This is a genomic window from Pectobacterium sp. 1950-15 (assembly GCF_037136835.1).
In the GTDB taxonomy this organism is placed as follows: domain Bacteria; phylum Pseudomonadota; class Gammaproteobacteria; order Enterobacterales; family Enterobacteriaceae; genus Pectobacterium.
Genome location: NZ_JBBBQR010000006.1, coordinates 188,764 through 203,757 on the forward strand (window position 1 = coordinate 188,764; position 14,994 = coordinate 203,757).

9 protein-coding genes, 1 pseudogene and 1 CRISPR repeat array are annotated in these 14,994 nt (G+C 45.8%); of the genes and pseudogenes, 3 read left to right on the forward strand and 7 right to left on the reverse strand.

Features of this window, described 5'->3' with window-relative positions; all coding sequences use genetic code 11:
- Nucleotides 1-6: 6 nt before the first annotated feature.
- From WCT94_RS09380 to WCT94_RS09400, 5 genes are all read right to left on the reverse strand, one after another.
- Nucleotides 7-1,401, reverse strand: coding sequence for a DASS family sodium-coupled anion symporter (locus WCT94_RS09380; RefSeq protein ID WP_336869255.1), 1,395 nt, complete (start codon nucleotides 1,399-1,401; stop codon nucleotides 7-9).
- Between the two features lie 63 nt (nucleotides 1,402-1,464).
- Nucleotides 1,465-2,163, reverse strand: a complete 699-nt coding sequence (locus tag WCT94_RS09385) for an RraA family protein (protein WP_336869256.1) — start codon at nucleotides 2,161-2,163, stop codon at nucleotides 1,465-1,467.
- Nucleotides 2,164-2,173: 10 nt separating this feature from the next.
- The gene (locus WCT94_RS09390; protein ID WP_336869257.1) at nucleotides 2,174-3,127 is read right to left on the reverse strand and encodes a hydroxyacid dehydrogenase; all 954 of its coding nucleotides are present in this window, start codon (nucleotides 3,125-3,127) and stop codon (nucleotides 2,174-2,176) included.
- A 629-nt stretch (nucleotides 3,128-3,756) separates the two neighbouring features.
- Nucleotides 3,757-4,206: a CRISPR direct-repeat array (repeat unit 28 nt; unit sequence GTTCACTGCCGTATAGGCAGCTTAGAAA).
- 157 nt (nucleotides 4,207-4,363) lie between these two features.
- Nucleotides 4,364-7,468 (reverse strand): efflux RND transporter permease subunit, encoded by a 3,105-nt coding sequence (locus WCT94_RS09395; RefSeq protein WP_336869258.1) that lies wholly within the window; start codon nucleotides 7,466-7,468, stop codon nucleotides 4,364-4,366.
- Between the two features lie 40 nt (nucleotides 7,469-7,508).
- The gene (locus WCT94_RS09400) at nucleotides 7,509-8,636 is read right to left on the reverse strand and encodes an efflux RND transporter periplasmic adaptor subunit (protein ID WP_336869259.1); all 1,128 of its coding nucleotides are present in this window, start codon (nucleotides 8,634-8,636) and stop codon (nucleotides 7,509-7,511) included.
- 153 nt (nucleotides 8,637-8,789) lie between these two features.
- Between WCT94_RS09400 and WCT94_RS09405 the strand changes: the two genes are divergently transcribed.
- From WCT94_RS09405 to WCT94_RS09415, 3 genes are all read left to right on the forward strand, one after another.
- Entirely contained in the window at nucleotides 8,790-9,488 is a 699-nt protein-coding gene (locus WCT94_RS09405) for a response regulator (RefSeq protein WP_336869261.1), read from the forward strand.
- Between the two features lies 1 nt (nucleotide 9,489).
- Nucleotides 9,490-10,554: an ATP-binding protein gene (locus WCT94_RS09410; protein ID WP_336869263.1), complete on the forward strand. Its 1,065-nt coding sequence runs from the start codon at nucleotides 9,490-9,492 to the stop codon at nucleotides 10,552-10,554.
- Between the two features lie 369 nt (nucleotides 10,555-10,923).
- Nucleotides 10,924-11,922: a VirK/YbjX family protein gene (locus WCT94_RS09415; protein WP_336869264.1), complete on the forward strand. Its 999-nt coding sequence runs from the start codon at nucleotides 10,924-10,926 to the stop codon at nucleotides 11,920-11,922.
- A gap of 31 nt (nucleotides 11,923-11,953) precedes the next feature.
- On the opposite strand, the pseudogene WCT94_RS09420 reads toward WCT94_RS09415, so the two are convergent.
- Together WCT94_RS09420 and uvrA are read right to left on the reverse strand one after the other, a co-directional pair.
- Nucleotides 11,954-12,049, reverse strand: a pseudogene (locus WCT94_RS09420) (secondary thiamine-phosphate synthase enzyme YjbQ); the annotation flags it as partial.
- 33 nt (nucleotides 12,050-12,082) lie between these two features.
- Nucleotides 12,083-14,917, reverse strand: a complete 2,835-nt coding sequence (uvrA, locus tag WCT94_RS09425) for an excinuclease ABC subunit UvrA (protein WP_336869265.1) — start codon at nucleotides 14,915-14,917, stop codon at nucleotides 12,083-12,085.
- Nucleotides 14,918-14,994 lie beyond the last annotated feature (77 nt).

A 14,994-nucleotide genomic window follows, 5' to 3' on the forward strand; every position in this document is an offset into this window, starting at 1 on the left:
TCTCCATTAAATACCGATAAATTTCCAGTAAGGGATGCCAATAAGGAAATACACCAGGACGTTGATGAGAACCATAATAGTTCCAAGCAACCAGAAGGTTTTTTGTGGGACATAACCACTTGAGAAAGTAAATACGCCCGCACCGTTACCATAATGCGTCAGCAGGGCACCGTAACCCGCGGAGAATGCAAGAGAAAGTGCGACATACATCGGATGAGCCTGCGTAGTCATACCTAGGGTAAACAACACCGGGTAGAAGGAGACAACAAATGCACTATTCGATACAAAGAAGTAGCGTACTGCAAGGCTGATAAAGACCAACACACCAATCGAACTGATCTCACTGAGATGAGAGAGATCGAGATAACCTTTAATCACTTCGACAAGGTAAACATAAAAACCACCTTTCGACAGTGCAATAGCACAGCCATAGAATGCGCCATACCAAACAAAAGTCTGCCACGCCGCTTTTTCAGTAACAACATCATTCCAACTCAGCACACGGAACAACAACAAGCATGCAAGGAAGGCAAGACCTACCGGAATAAAATCGATCCCTGTGACAGACCCCGTCATCCAGCCCAAAACACCTAAAATGAAGAAGACAATGAGCAATTTCTCTTCACGCTTTACTGGGCCAAGTTCCCGAAGGCCTTGCTCTGCAATCTCATTGACGTTAGCGATGGTTTTTAATTCTGGCGCATAAAGCTTGTAAAGAACCCAGGGTGCAATAAGCAATATTATCCCGGCCGGCACAATAGAGGCTTTGAACCAAGTCATCCATTCGAGATTCACTTTCATGATCTCATTAGCCAGCGAGACCGTAATTGAATTAGTCGCCATTCCCGTCAAGAATAGGGTCGATGTCCCCATAGAAACGACATACATTAAAATGGTGAGATACGCACCAATTTTACGACTTCCGCTTTCAGGTTTAGAGCCGAGCGCTTCGGCAATATTCCTAAATATAGGGTAAGTAATACCGCCAGATCGGGACATATTTGACCCGGTTGCTGGTGCAAGCAGTGTATCGGTTACCATCATCAGGTAGCCAAGCGTCAGCGTATTTTTTCCGTAGCGTTTCAATAAAAGATAAGCAAGGCGTTTACCCAAACCGGTAATTACGAATGCTTTGCAAATAATGAAAGCACTGATAATAAACCACACCATTGGGCTACCGAAGCCAGCAAATAATGGCGCAGGTTCAATAACCAGTGAAGCAAACCCTAAAATAATCAGCATAATAACTGAATCGGTAAAAGGGCGAAGAACCAGACCACATAGCATTGCGAGATAAATACCGACGATATGCCACGTTTGGGCCGACACCCCCTCAGGGTGAGGTATTATCCAGAATAAAACGGGAAAAAATAAAATAGGCAAGAGTTTTAAATAAAGCATTTAATATTACCTTTGCTTTAGAGCCACAAATATTTATTTGTGGCTTTTAATTATTAAATTATATTAACGGTAAACGTCGTCGATAAATTCAACGCCTTTTTCGTCGAGTGATTTTTTGACCCATGCACGATTAGCCGTACCATTTTTCGCTGCCTCGACTTTACTGGCATCAAATTTTGAATATTCTTTTGCTTTATCCAATAATGTCGCCGCATCCCCTAACGGGATGGTAATAACACCATCTGCATCACCAATAATCAGATCGCCTGGGCACACAGCAACACCACCAACCGCAATGGGGGTATTCACTTCTCCAGGACCTTCTTTAAATGGGCCAGCAGGATTGGAACCTGTGGCATAGAGAGGGAAATCCAGCACAGAAAGGGCATCAATATCTCGGATGGGGCCATCCAGCACGATACCTGCAATTTTCTTTGTATAGTGGGCATAAGCCACCATGATTTCGCCCATCAGTGCACGGGAACGATCGCCTTCATTAGAAACCACGATGACATCGTTCTCAGTCGCCATATCCAGTGCGGCATGCAGCATTAAATTATCCCCAGCCCGTACTTTTACCGTAATGGCATAACCCGCCATGATTGGTTTTTTCGGTGAGGAAATTCGTTTAATGCCATTTCCTAGTACGGCAATTCGGTTCATCGTATCAGCGATATTTGCAGCAGGCAGTTGCTCGTAATGTTTCAATAGCTCAACGTCAAAAGCCGGGCGTTTTGTGAATACACGATTTCCAATAGACATATTATGCTCCTTAAAAGCCCGGCACTGGCCAGGAAGGTTTTTTACCTGATAGGACTTCATCAATACCAATAGCTGAATGCAGCGATGCGCGGTCGGTCGCTTCTTTAGTCGCGGCACCAATATGTGGACCAATAACAATGTTGCTTAATTTGAAAATAGGATCGTTGGCATCAAAAGGCTCTTTTTTCAGCACATCAATCCCTGCGCCAGCAATTGTGTTACTGGATAGCGCGTGATATAGCGCTTTTTCGTCAACCAGTTTTCCGCGGGCGGTATTAATGAAATAAGCAGTGGGTTTCATGATGGAGAATTGCTTCTCACCGACAAAATCTATTGTTTCTGTGGTGGTTGGACAGTGCAGGGAAACAAAATCGCTTTCCTTGAAAATACGGTCAAAATCGTTCGTCAATTCGACCCCTGCAGGAACCTGCTCCTGCGTTTTATATGGATCATACGCGATGACTTTCATGTTAAAGCCATGCAATGCTTTAATTGCAACCCGAGAACCAATATTCCCTACGCCAATTAACCCGACAGTTTTTCCATCCAATTCAACTTTTGGTGTGCGTAGTTTTGCCCAGTAATAATCTTCAAGCATTTTTTCTTCAACTAGCTTGAAATTACGAGAGCAATGCAACATATAAAAAATTGCCAATTCTGCTACAGACATACTATTCGCAATCGGAGCATTTAATACCACAACACCATGACGTTTTGCTGACTCTAAATCTACGGTGTCATAACCAGCCCCGTGGCGCGCAACGACTTTCAATGCCTTAGCTGCTTCAAATACACGGTCAGACATTTTAGACAAGCGAACAATAATACCGTCGCAATCTGGAATATCACGGATGATATCCTCTTCTTCCATCCCTGAACCATCAATAAGTTGATAACCCCGGCTTTCCAAATACTCTCTTCCTTCTTTCATTATTTCTTGAGGAAGTAAAATCTTATATGACATTTAACTATCTCCATTGTTGATTACTCCCTATTATTTGCACTTCGCGTGCCAACAAATATAAAAAAACAAAAAACAAAAAATAAGTAATTGATTTTTATTGGTTTTGTTTTAAGGCGTTATTTTTATCAAGTGATGAAAATCACATATAAAGATTATTCACCGCATCAAAAAACACGCGATCATTTCAATATGAAAAATAGATATTTCAATTTTAAAAATAAAACACGGAATATATCACATAATAAATAACAAAAACGGACTAATAAGCCCTGTTCATTTTGCACGCAATTTCGTTAACAACGTCATGGATATGTCGGAAAAATCCTTTCCCGGTAGCAGTTGTGATTTATAGACTCAATCAGGCAAGGGGCTTTAGCGCCAAGGTGAGAAATAAGGTCGGTTTTTCGTGTATGTAGCCCATAGCGTACGGCAAAAGGCTCCTACTTAAGCGATTTCTCTTTCTATAGCTAAAGCGCGGAAACCATCATCACGTAGTAACAACCCTTTTTTAACGGATACTCATAACTTATTGATTTCTAATTTTGATTACGCGCTACGATAAAAAGGGTTTTTCAGGAGAAATGGTTTATTTTCTTTTAAAATGAGGCAACTACCGTAAAATAGGAACGGTTCACTGCCGTATAGGCAGCTTAGAAACTCATGTAACAATTGGACTCGTTCTACAGTCACGTTCACTGCCGTATAGGCAGCTTAGAAATGATGGTTCCCGCTGTTGTTCGGATTGGCTCGGTTCACTGCCGTATAGGCAGCTTAGAAAGCACTGGAATAGCGCCGAATCGTGGAGTGATTGTTCACTGCCGTATAGGCAGCTTAGAAACTAGAGTGCAGCGAGCAAAGATCGCGCATAAGTGTTCACTGCCGTATAGGCAGCTTAGAAATCACTAATAAATGAAAGGATATTTTTATGAATGTTCACTGCCGTATAGGCAGCTTAGAAAAACAGGTCCTGAAATGTTCAGCGCCAGTGATGGTTCACTACCGTACAGGCAGCTTAGAAAACTGGCGTAGACGGAGCAACGGGAGCAAACGAGTTCACTGCCGTATAGGCAGCTTAGAAAAGTTGAGCAGGGTATCGAATTTCCTAACGGCTGTTCACTGCCCTATATGATATAAAAGCACCGTCAATGACATGTCACGACTAAAATATAGCACCTTATGAAAATAAAAAATGAGGGCTATATTTATAAAAATAGCCCATCAACGACATTAGTAATTTTATACTTTCCGGCTTCGTTTAATTTTCTCCGCTAAGGACATAACGAAAATAAAGAAAACCGGCACAAAGAATATCGCTAACAATGTGCCACTAATCATCCCGCCAAAAACACCTGTCCCTATTGCATGCTGAGTCGTTGAACTTGCACCGGATGCCAACATGAGAGGAACAACGCCAAGTGTGAATGCTAACGACGTCATTATTATGGGACGCAAGCGTAAACGTGTAGCCTTAACCGTTGCATTAAATAGGCTTTCTCCTTGCTGGTGTAATTGCCTACCGAATTCAATAATTAGAATGGCATTTTTAGCCGAGAGGCCAATAATCGTAATTAAGCCGACTTTGAAAAAGACGTCATTAGGCATCCCTCTTAAAAAAATAGCAGCCACAGACCCCATCAGTCCCAGAGGAACAACCAACATAACCGATAGCGGTATTGACCAACTTTCATATAATGCTGCCAGCACCAGAAACACAACCAGCATAGATAAAATCATAAGCATGGGTGCCTGAGATACCGATTGTTTTTCCTGAAGCGATTGCCCGGTCCACTCAACCACAAATCCTGGCGGTAACTGCTGAGCAATTCTCTCCATTTCCCTCATTGCATCCCCCGAAGAATAACCATCATTGGCGTACCCCGAGATTCTGAAAGAGGGATAGCCCTGATACCGAACGAGTTGCTGGGGGGCTTGCTGCCAATCAGCATGAATAAACTCAGAAAGAGGAACCATACCGCCATTTTTATTGCGTACATACAGAGAAAGCAGATTGTTCAGTTGCATACGATATGGCGCATCTGACTGCACAATAACCTGCTGCATCCGACCATTATTCGGGAAATCATTAACATATGCCGATCCCATTGCGCCAGATAACGTTTGGTTAATCTCATTGAAAGATACGCCCATGGCCTCCGCTTTTTTCCGATCGATGTTGAGATTGATGCTGGTCCCCTCGGGCAAACCGTCCAGATAGACAGAGGTTACGATACGGCTCTTTTCTGCCAGCGAAAGCATCATACGCAGCGCATCTGAAAAGGCTTTGGCTCCTTTCCCAGAACGATCTTCAAACCGGAGTGTAAAACCGGATGACGTTCCCATTTCAGAAATGGGAGGGGGTAACAGGCTGGCGACGGTAGCTTCAGCCACATTGCCCATTTTTTCCTGAACATAGGCAGACTCCTCCTGAGCGGTGAGTCTGTTTTCATTATCCCAGTCTTTTAATGTGGTGAATGCCAGAGCTGAGTTGGTGCCCGATCCCGAAAAACCAAATCCAAGAATGGAGAGATTACTTTCAATACCCGGACGTTCCCCGATGATTTTTTCAAACTGTTTCACCACATCTTCTGTTCTCTCAAGCGTCGCATCCGCTGGAAGCTGTATCGACGTCATAAAATGCCCCTGATCCTCATCAGGAAGAAATGCAGAAGGCCACATTTTAAGCGCGTAAAATAATACAAAGCAGAGGGCACCATAAAGCACCATCATTCGGCCTGTTTTTTTTATTACCTTTTTCACACCGGATTCATAACGCTGCGTTAAACGTTCAAAAGATGCGTTAAACCAGTTAAAGAAGCGACCATGTTTATGCGTTTCAGGTGAATAAGGCTTGAGTAATGTGGCACATAGCGCAGGGGTTAACGTCAACGCTAAAAATGCCGAAAATAAAATAGAGACAGCCATTGAAAGCGTAAACTGTCGATAGATAATGCCAACGGAACCACTAGCGAGTCCCATCGGAATAAAAACAGCGGTAAGGACAAGTGTTATACCGATAATCGCACCGGTAATCTCACGCATTGCTTTTTCAGTCGCCTCTTTTGGAGGCAGCCGTTCTTCAGCCATTATGCGTTCAACATTTTCGACGACGACAATGGCATCATCAACAATAATTCCTATCGCCAAAACCATACCGAACATCGTCAAAACATTTATTGAATATCCGGCTATCAACATGATAGTAAATGTTCCTAACAATGCGATAGGCGCTACGATAGCGGGAATTAATGTGTAGCGAATATTCTGTAGAAAAAGGTACATCACGATAAAAACGAGCACCATGGCTTCTATAAATGTATGGATGACTTTTTCGATAGAGATTTTTACGAATGGAGCGGTATCGAACGGAATAGAATATACCATGCCATCGGGCAATGATTTTGCCAGCTCATCCATTCTTAACTTAATCGCTGCTGATGTTTGAACAGCATTTGCCCCAGGAGAAAGCTGAATAGCCGCGGCAGTGGAAGGCTGGCCATTTTCTCGTGTAGTAAACGAAAAGGCTTGAAGGCTAAGCTCAACCCTCGCGACATCACCTAAAGTAACATTCGCACCTTTCGAATCGGCTTTTAATACGATATGACGAAACGCGTCAGGCGTTCCCAACTGCCCGCTGACAGTAAGAGGATATCCTGAACGCTGGCCCAGGACGGTAGGCGCATCGCCAAGTCGACCCGGTGCAATTTGGACATTTTGCTCGCTAATCGCAGTCGTCACATCGCTTACCGTGAGCTGATAAGACATTAGCTTCGCCGGATCGAGCCAAATACGCATCGCTTTTTCCGCACCAAAAACCTGAATTTTACCTACCCCGTTAATACGTCGGAGTTCGTCGGATATTTTCCGAACAAAGTAATCACTCAGGTCCGCATCGCTGTATTTTCCCATTGGCGATGTGAGCCCTACCATCATCAGAAAACCAGACGACGCGGCCTCAACATTCAACCCATTTTGCCTAACGGCTTGAGGCAATCTGGGCTCGATAGTTTTGAGCTGGTTCTGCACATCAACCTGAGCCATTTTAATATTGGTACCAGGCTTAAATGTAACCGTGATGGAAGCAGCACCAGAGGTATCACTTGATGACTCAAAATAGAGCAAATTATCCACCCCAGATAATTCTTTCTCAATGAGCGACACAACAGACTCATCCATTATCTGAGGTGTCGAACCGGGATAACTCGCCGTTATTGTTACGCTTGGAGGGGCGACTGAAGGATATTGTTCAACGGGAAGCTGTGGGATTGAGACAATCCCGAACAGTATAATAAACAGCGCAATAACCCAGGCAAAAACGGGACGATTAATAAAAAACTGAGGCATCAGGGGTTCCTGTGTCTTGTTATAACGTTATGGCTTTGAATTAACTTTTCGGTATCCAACGCTCTGATTTGACCCGAACACCGTCCTGAAGCCTCTCCTGCCCCTCCACTATCAACATGTCTCCGGGACTCATTCCACTTAGAACGACGACGCTTTGATTCGTCTGTTCGCCAATCTGAATCGCTTTATACTGCGCTTTATCTTCTTTATTTTTGACCCAGACGAAGGCCCTGCCTTGTTCATGCTGCACGGCCTGAAGCGGCACCAACAGCCCACCTTTTTGTTGCAGCTGGGTAATCTTCATACGCACATACATTCCGGGCATCATTTGCCGATGCGGGTTATCAGCCACGGCTCTGACGACCACATCCCCCGTATCACTGTTGACGCTGCTTCCTGAAAAAAGCATCTGGGGATTAAGCTCGTACGGCTGGTTTTTATCATCGAGAATCGCGATCGCGATGTGGCTTTTATCATCCTGTGGGCTTGTTATCCCCTGTAGCATTTTCAATTCAGAGGCGGGCAACCGGGCATCGATGTAGACTTTTGTCGTTTGCTGAACGATAGCCATAGCCTGAGTATTGTCTGTACTGACAAGAGCGCCCTCCGTCACGAATTCTTGCTCTATCCTGCCATCAATGGGCGATCTGACGGTTGAATAAGCGAGGTCGAGTTTTTTTCTATTCAGCGAGGCTGTCGCTTCTGCAACGCTTGCCGCAGCCTGCGCGGTATTTTCTTTTGCATCGTCATAATCTTGCCGACTTACCGCACCACTGTTTTGCAACTGTGCGAGCCTGTCTGTCCGCTGACGTAATTGACGGTATGAAGCTTCAGCGCGCTTGAGTGACGCCGAGGCTATTTCGACATCCACTTCAAAAGGCGCGCGATCGATTTGAAACAGTGGTTGCCCTGCTTTAACTTCCGAGCCCTGCGTAAACAGACGAGATTTGATAATGCCCCCGACCTGAGGACGGATTTCAGCGGTACGCATAGCAATGACTCGCGCAGGCCAGACGCGCTCCAGATAGATATCCGCGGGAGCTAACTCAGCAACCCGTACATGTGGCTCAGCACTTTCCGTCGTTGAGGAGGTTTCTTTATTATCATTACAGCCACTCGCCCCCAACACGGCCGCCGCGGCAAAAAAAATCATCCCCAGTTTGTTCATATAAATTCCGGTTTATAAAATAGAGCAAAACGCAATTCAGAACGGTAAACTATGAAGGTTTAGATTTTTTGCGTGTTATGTGGAGAATGAATGGAGAACAAAAATATTAAAAACTACTTAACAGCGCATCACTTTTAGAATAGGTTAATTTTTATGAATAAAAAGCCATTAATTTTAGTTGTAGAGGATGAAGCTGAAATAGCAGATATTCTCATTGCTTATCTCGCACGAGATGGGTACGACACGTTATATGCAAATAATGGAGTTCAAGGGCTTGATTATCACGAGAAATTCTCACCTGCTCTGATCATTCTTGATATACGCATGCCTGGATTGGACGGATGGGCCGTGCTCGCAGAAATCAGAAGACGAGGAGAAACCCCTGTCATCATGTTGACCGCCAATGACGAAGATGCCGATAAACTTTCAGCGCTTCGAATAGGTGCGGATGATTATGTCGTTAAACCATTTAATCCTTCCGAGATTGTCGCACGTACTCAAGCCGTATTACGGCGTACCCATCATGCTATCGTCAGTAATAATGAAAAAACGCTGGAATCTGAATTTATTAAAATATCACCAACAGAACATAGCGTATTGATTAAAAAATCAAATGAAGATATAGGCTACAAGCTGACAACCACCGAGTTTAAGATTCTCATGCATCTTATAAAACACCCAAAAAAAGTTTTCAGCAGACAGGAACTCATGGAGTCTTGTTTATCAGAAAGCGATGCGCTTGAAAGAACCGTAGACAGTCATATTAGTAAGCTACGAAAAAAATTAGAGAATGCCGGTGTAGAGGGTGTACCTGAAAGTATACGCGGGTTTGGTTATCGCCTGGGGAAATAATATGAAACATTCGAAACTGAACCGAGAGCTCGCGTACCTGATGTTCAGGGTAACAATTTACTCAACAGTCGTCACAATGGTTTTCTATTATGTCTTTGCCTGGATTTCCTTCAAATACCTGGGTTACAATGAAAGTGAATATAATGCTCTATTTGTGATGACGGAAGAGGATTGGTTTCTATCCTTTATTACTCTTTTACTGTCATTAGCCATATCAGTATCTTCCGCAATAAGATTTTCAAAGAAAATTCTGTCCCCTATGTATTCTCTTGCAGAAACGGCCCGGGATATTACCAAGGGTAAACTCAGTGCCAGAGCCGAAGTCAGCAATGTGGAAATTTTAGAAGTCGCTCAACTAATCGCCGATTTTAATACCATGGCAGAGAAACTCGAAGTGACATCGGGAGAAATAAAAACGTGGAATGCCGCTATCGCTCACGAATTAAGAACCCCAGTCACAATTTTACGTGGCCGGCTGCAGGGTCTTGCTGATGGCGTTTTTCTACCGGAGAACGAGCTTTTCATCAATTTACTTAAACAAACCGACGGCCTTGCCAGATTAATTGAGGATTTGCGTACCTTAAGCCTCGCCGATAGTGGCCATCTTTCACTACAAAAGAACACCGTTGACCTAAAAGTTGAAGTTGAGGCCATCACGGAAATTATGCATTCTTCCTTATCAGAGAAGAAAATCTCCTTAGTTTCGCGGCTGGACGATCTAACACTGGTTTGTGATGCCGTACGCATCAGGCAGGCATTACTGGCTATATTGGACAATACTCGCCGTTATACACAGCCCGGGCTTGTTATGGTTTCATGTTTCCGGGAAAAAGATAATGCCATTATTACCATTGAAGATGAAGGACCTGGAATTCCTTTATTAATAAGAGATTCGCTATTTGAGCCATTCAGAAGAGGTGAAGACTCACGATCGAGACAACATGGTGGGACAGGTTTAGGGTTAGCCGTAGTAAGCGCCATAATACAAGCACATAAAGGAAATATTACTTTATTTACCAGTTCCATGGGCGGAGCGGGTTTCAAGATATCATTACCGATTCAGTAAAAGGTGGAGTTATATCTATTGTACGTTTTAACATTAAGATTCATCATAGTAAAAATATGCTTGTTTTACGCATTCGCTCCCTTCGTTGTTAGAGAAAAGGGAAAGCAATACTATTTTTTATAAAAAACCACCCGATAAAAACGATTGTTTTATAAAAAGTAACACTTCTACATACAGCCTCCATCGACCATCGATAAATATCCCATAATAAAATGTATCATATATGCATTCACGATAATCATCTAATCAGCCTGCAATGAGTGTGAGAGAAATATTTTTAATTCGTTCCCCTAAATGAAAAGTACGAATCTAAAATACAACATCTATCTCATTCAAAAGGCGACTAGATTTTATTAATCAGAGTTAAACATGTTAAACAACAGAACGATAGTTAGAAAAAATGATGGATTTAGCCTTTTCTGGGATTTAACCGTAGGGAACGTAACCCCCTCCCCAAGCTGGCTGGAAAGGAAAAATAGACTAAAGTTCATGTTGAGAACATTATTTCATTTTCGTTCATCTATACAGTATTTGAATGAAATTTCAAATTTGAAAAACATCGAAGGCATACTTTCAAATCAACCTTCTCTACCTATAAAAATACACAGGCCTTATCTCACAAAAAACTTCCCATTGAGATCAAGGATCACAACAATTGTTAATCACTATAAAATCTGTGAGGAAATCTTACCTACAGAGATGTTTGACCTTTACACGGTGGGAGATAGTGTAAATCTCTACAAATGTGACGACCCAGAATCGCATTCCTTTTCTATCGACCTGCTATCCATAGACAACTTAAATAAAGAGGGAGAAATGACCATTCTCCTCCGTGATTCTGATGGTGAACCTCTGGCAAAACTCACATTTAGCTTCATAAAAATTGATAATGAACTCTGTTTTTTTGTCGGGGGGATACAGGGAACTAAACTTGATGGAAGCTATGACAGAATAAAAAACATAACGAAAGCCTGTCATGGAATTTTTCCGAAAAAAATGCTGATCGAATCACTGGTTTTTCTTGGAAAGCAATTAGAAATAAAAAATATCTTGATGGCCGGAAATAAAAGCCATATTTACAACAATTGGCGATACAGAAAAAGACTCAAATTTATGCACGCTGATTATGATGAGCTATGGCAGTCAATTGGAGCAACCGAGAAGGCTGACGTCTATACCACGCCATGCTTTATCCCTCGCAAATCGCTTAGTGATATTCCGAGTAAAAAAAGATCGGAATATAGGAAGAGATTTCAACTGCTGGATTCTATCGAGGAAGCAATCGCTCTGCATTTTGAAAAAGACGGGAATGTTCAAAGGAAGCAAAGCGGGACTTGTTATTCGCTATATGACAAGCACGAGGCGTGAAGCGGTTAAGAACACATTTACATTACAGTCCCATCAGCCCAACGTTGATCTGGCGCAGTGTGACAACCTGCGCCAGTATTTCGTCAGTCACCAGATGGAAATCTCTGGCTTTCGGCTTCAGGCGGATTGCCTACTGCGTCCGCATCGCCGTACCCTGCTATCAGGCTTCGCGCGCCAGAATCGGTCGCAGGAAACGTGCAGTGTGAGACTGTTCGCACTCTGCCACCGTTTCCGGCGTGCCGGAAACCAGGATTTCTCCACCGCCGCTGCCGCCTTCCGGCCCTAAGTCAGCAATCCAGTCTGCCGTCTTAATCACATCCAGATTGTGTTCAATCACCACGATGGTATTGCCCTGATCGCGCAACTGATGCAATACAGCCAAAAGCTGCTGAATATCGGCAAAGTGCAGACCGGTAGTGGGTTCGTCGAGAATATACAGCGTCTGACCGGTCCCACGTTTTGACAGCTCACGCGACAGTTTCACACGCTGCGCTTCCCCGCCGGACAGCGTGGTGGCCGACTGTCCAAGGCGAATGTAGGACAGACCAACGTCGATCAGCGTTTGCAGCTTCCGCGCCAGCGCCGGAATGGCATCAAAGAACTCTCGTGCTTCTTCGATGGTCATATCCAGCACTTCATGAATGCCTTTGCCTTTGTATTGAATTTCCAGCGTTTCGCGGTTGTAGCGCTTGCCTTTGCACTGGTCGCACGGCACATAGACATCCGGCAGGAAGTGCATTTCAACCTTAATCACACCGTCGCCCTGACAGGCTTCACAGCGTCCGCCGCGCACGTTAAAGCTGAAACGGCCAGGGTTGTAGCCGCGAGTACGCGCTTCTGGCACACCAGCAAACAGCTCACGAATCGGCGTGAAAATGCCGGTGTAGGTTGCCGGGTTGGAACGCGGTGTACGGCCAATCGGGCTTTGATCGATATCGATCACCTTATCGAAATGCTCCAGCCCCTGAATTTCCCGGTGAGCGGCAGGCTCCGCCAGCGTCGCACCGTTCAACTGACGCTGCGCCAGTGGGAACAAGGTATCGTTGATCAAGGTCGATTTACCCGATCCTGACACGCCGGTGATACAGGTAAACAACCCAACCGGCAGCGTCAGCGTGACATCTTTCAGGTTGTTCCCCTTCGCACCAATCAGCTTCAGCACTTTGGTCGGATCCGCAGGCACGCGCTGTTTCGGGATTTCGATCTTGCGTTTACCGCTGAGGAACTGCCCCGTCAGCGAATCCGGCACCGCCATGATCTCTTCCATCGTGCCTTCAGCGACAATCTGGCCGCCATGCACGCCCGCACCGGGGCCGATATCAATCACATGGTCAGCGGCGCGAATCGCGTCTTCATCATGTTCTACCACAATGACGGTATTGCCCAGATTGCGCAGGTGAATCAGCGTTTCCAGCAGGCGCTCGTTGTCACGCTGATGCAGGCCGATGGACGGCTCATCCAGTACGTACATGACGCCAACCAGCCCGGCACCAATCTGGCTCGCCAAACGAATACGCTGCGCCTCGCCGCCGGACAGCGTTTCCGCCGAGCGGGAGAGCGACAAATAGTTCAGCCCGACGTTCACCAGAAACTTCAGCCGATCGCCAATCTCTTTCAGCACTTTCTCGGCGATTTGAGCGCGCTGCCCGCTAAGCTTCATATTCTGGAAGAACGTCATCGCATGACCGATGCTCATATCGGAAATCTGCGGCAACGTCGTCTGCTCAACAAACACGTTACGCGCCTCTTCACGCAAGCGCGTCCCGCCGCAGCTGGCGCAGGAACGGTTGCTGATGAATTTCGCCAGCTCTTCACGCACCGCCGTGGATTCCGTCTCTTTATAACGGCGTTCCATGTTGTGCAGCACGCCTTCGAACGGATGGCGGCGTACCGAGGTGTCGCCGCGATCGTTGATATATTTGAATTCGACGTTCTCTTTACCGGAGCCGTACAGAATCACTTTCTGCACCGCGGCGCTCAGGCTTTCAAACGGCGCATCGACGTCAAATTTGTAGTGCTCCGCCAGTGAGCGCAGCATCTGGAAATAGTAGAAGTTACGGCGATCCCAGCCACGAATCGCGCCGCCCGCCAGCGACAGCTCCGCGTTTTGCACCACGCGGGCCGGATCGAAGAATTGCTGCACGCCCAGACCATCGCAGCTTGGGCACGCGCCCGCCGGGTTGTTGAACGAGAACATGCGCGGTTCCAGCTCGTGCATGCTGTAGCCACACACCGGACAGGCAAAGTTCGCCGAGAACAGCAGTTCAGGCTGGGTAGGATCGTCCATGTCCGCGACCACCACGCTGCCGCCGGAGAGATCCAGCGCGGTTTCAAACGACTCAGCCAACCGCTGCGCCAGATCGTCACGCACTTTAAAACGATCGACGACAACTTCAATGGTGTGCTTTTTCTGTAATTCCAGCTTCGGTGGATCGGACAGATCGCACACTTCGCCGTCGATACGGGCGCGGATATAGCCCTGAGATGCCAGGTTTTCCAGCGTTTTGCTGTGTTCGCCTTTGCGATCTTTCACAATCGGCGCCAGCAGCATCAGGCGTTTGCCTTCCGGCTGCGCCAGCACGTTGTCCACCATCTGGCTGACCGTCTGCGCATCCAGCGGCACATCGTGCTCCGGGCAGCGCGGCTCACCCACGCGTGCAAACAGCAGACGCAGGTAGTCATGAATTTCGGTAATCGTCCCGACCGTAGAACGCGGGTTATGCGAGGTGGATTTCTGTTCGATAGAGATGGCGGGCGACAGCCCTTCGATATGATCGACGTCCGGTTTTTCCATCAGCGACAAAAACTGACGGGCGTAAGCAGAGAGGGATTCCACATAGCGCCGCTGCCCTTCGGCATACAGCGTGTCAAACGCCAGCGATGACTTACCCGAGCCCGACAAACCGGTGATCACGATCAGCTTGTCACGAGGGATTATCAGATTGATATTCTTGAGATTATGGGTACGAGCACCACGAACTTCGATCTTATCCATTCACACACTTCCCGGAATAAAAACGGTTTGTCATCGCCTCTCGAAGGGAGAGAACCGGTACGAAACGAGCAATTATG

Coding starts and splice junctions, on each gene's coding strand:
- WCT94_RS09380 (WP_336869255.1), bottom strand. CDS start 1,401: ATGCTTTATTTAAAACTCTTGCCTATTTTATTTTTTCCCGTTTTATTC.
- WCT94_RS09385 (WP_336869256.1), bottom strand. CDS start 2,163: ATGTCTATTGGAAATCGTGTATTCACAAAACGCCCGGCTTTTGACGTT.
- WCT94_RS09390 (WP_336869257.1), bottom strand. CDS start 3,127: ATGTCATATAAGATTTTACTTCCTCAAGAAATAATGAAAGAAGGAAGA.
- WCT94_RS09395 (WP_336869258.1), bottom strand. CDS start 7,468: ATGCCTCAGTTTTTTATTAATCGTCCCGTTTTTGCCTGGGTTATTGCG.
- WCT94_RS09400 (WP_336869259.1), bottom strand. CDS start 8,636: ATGAACAAACTGGGGATGATTTTTTTTGCCGCGGCGGCCGTGTTGGGG.
- WCT94_RS09405 (WP_336869261.1), top strand. CDS start 8,790: ATGAATAAAAAGCCATTAATTTTAGTTGTAGAGGATGAAGCTGAAATA.
- WCT94_RS09410 (WP_336869263.1), top strand. CDS start 9,490: ATGAAACATTCGAAACTGAACCGAGAGCTCGCGTACCTGATGTTCAGG.
- WCT94_RS09415 (WP_336869264.1), top strand. CDS start 10,924: ATGTTAAACAACAGAACGATAGTTAGAAAAAATGATGGATTTAGCCTT.
- uvrA (WP_336869265.1), bottom strand. CDS start 14,917: ATGGATAAGATCGAAGTTCGTGGTGCTCGTACCCATAATCTCAAGAAT.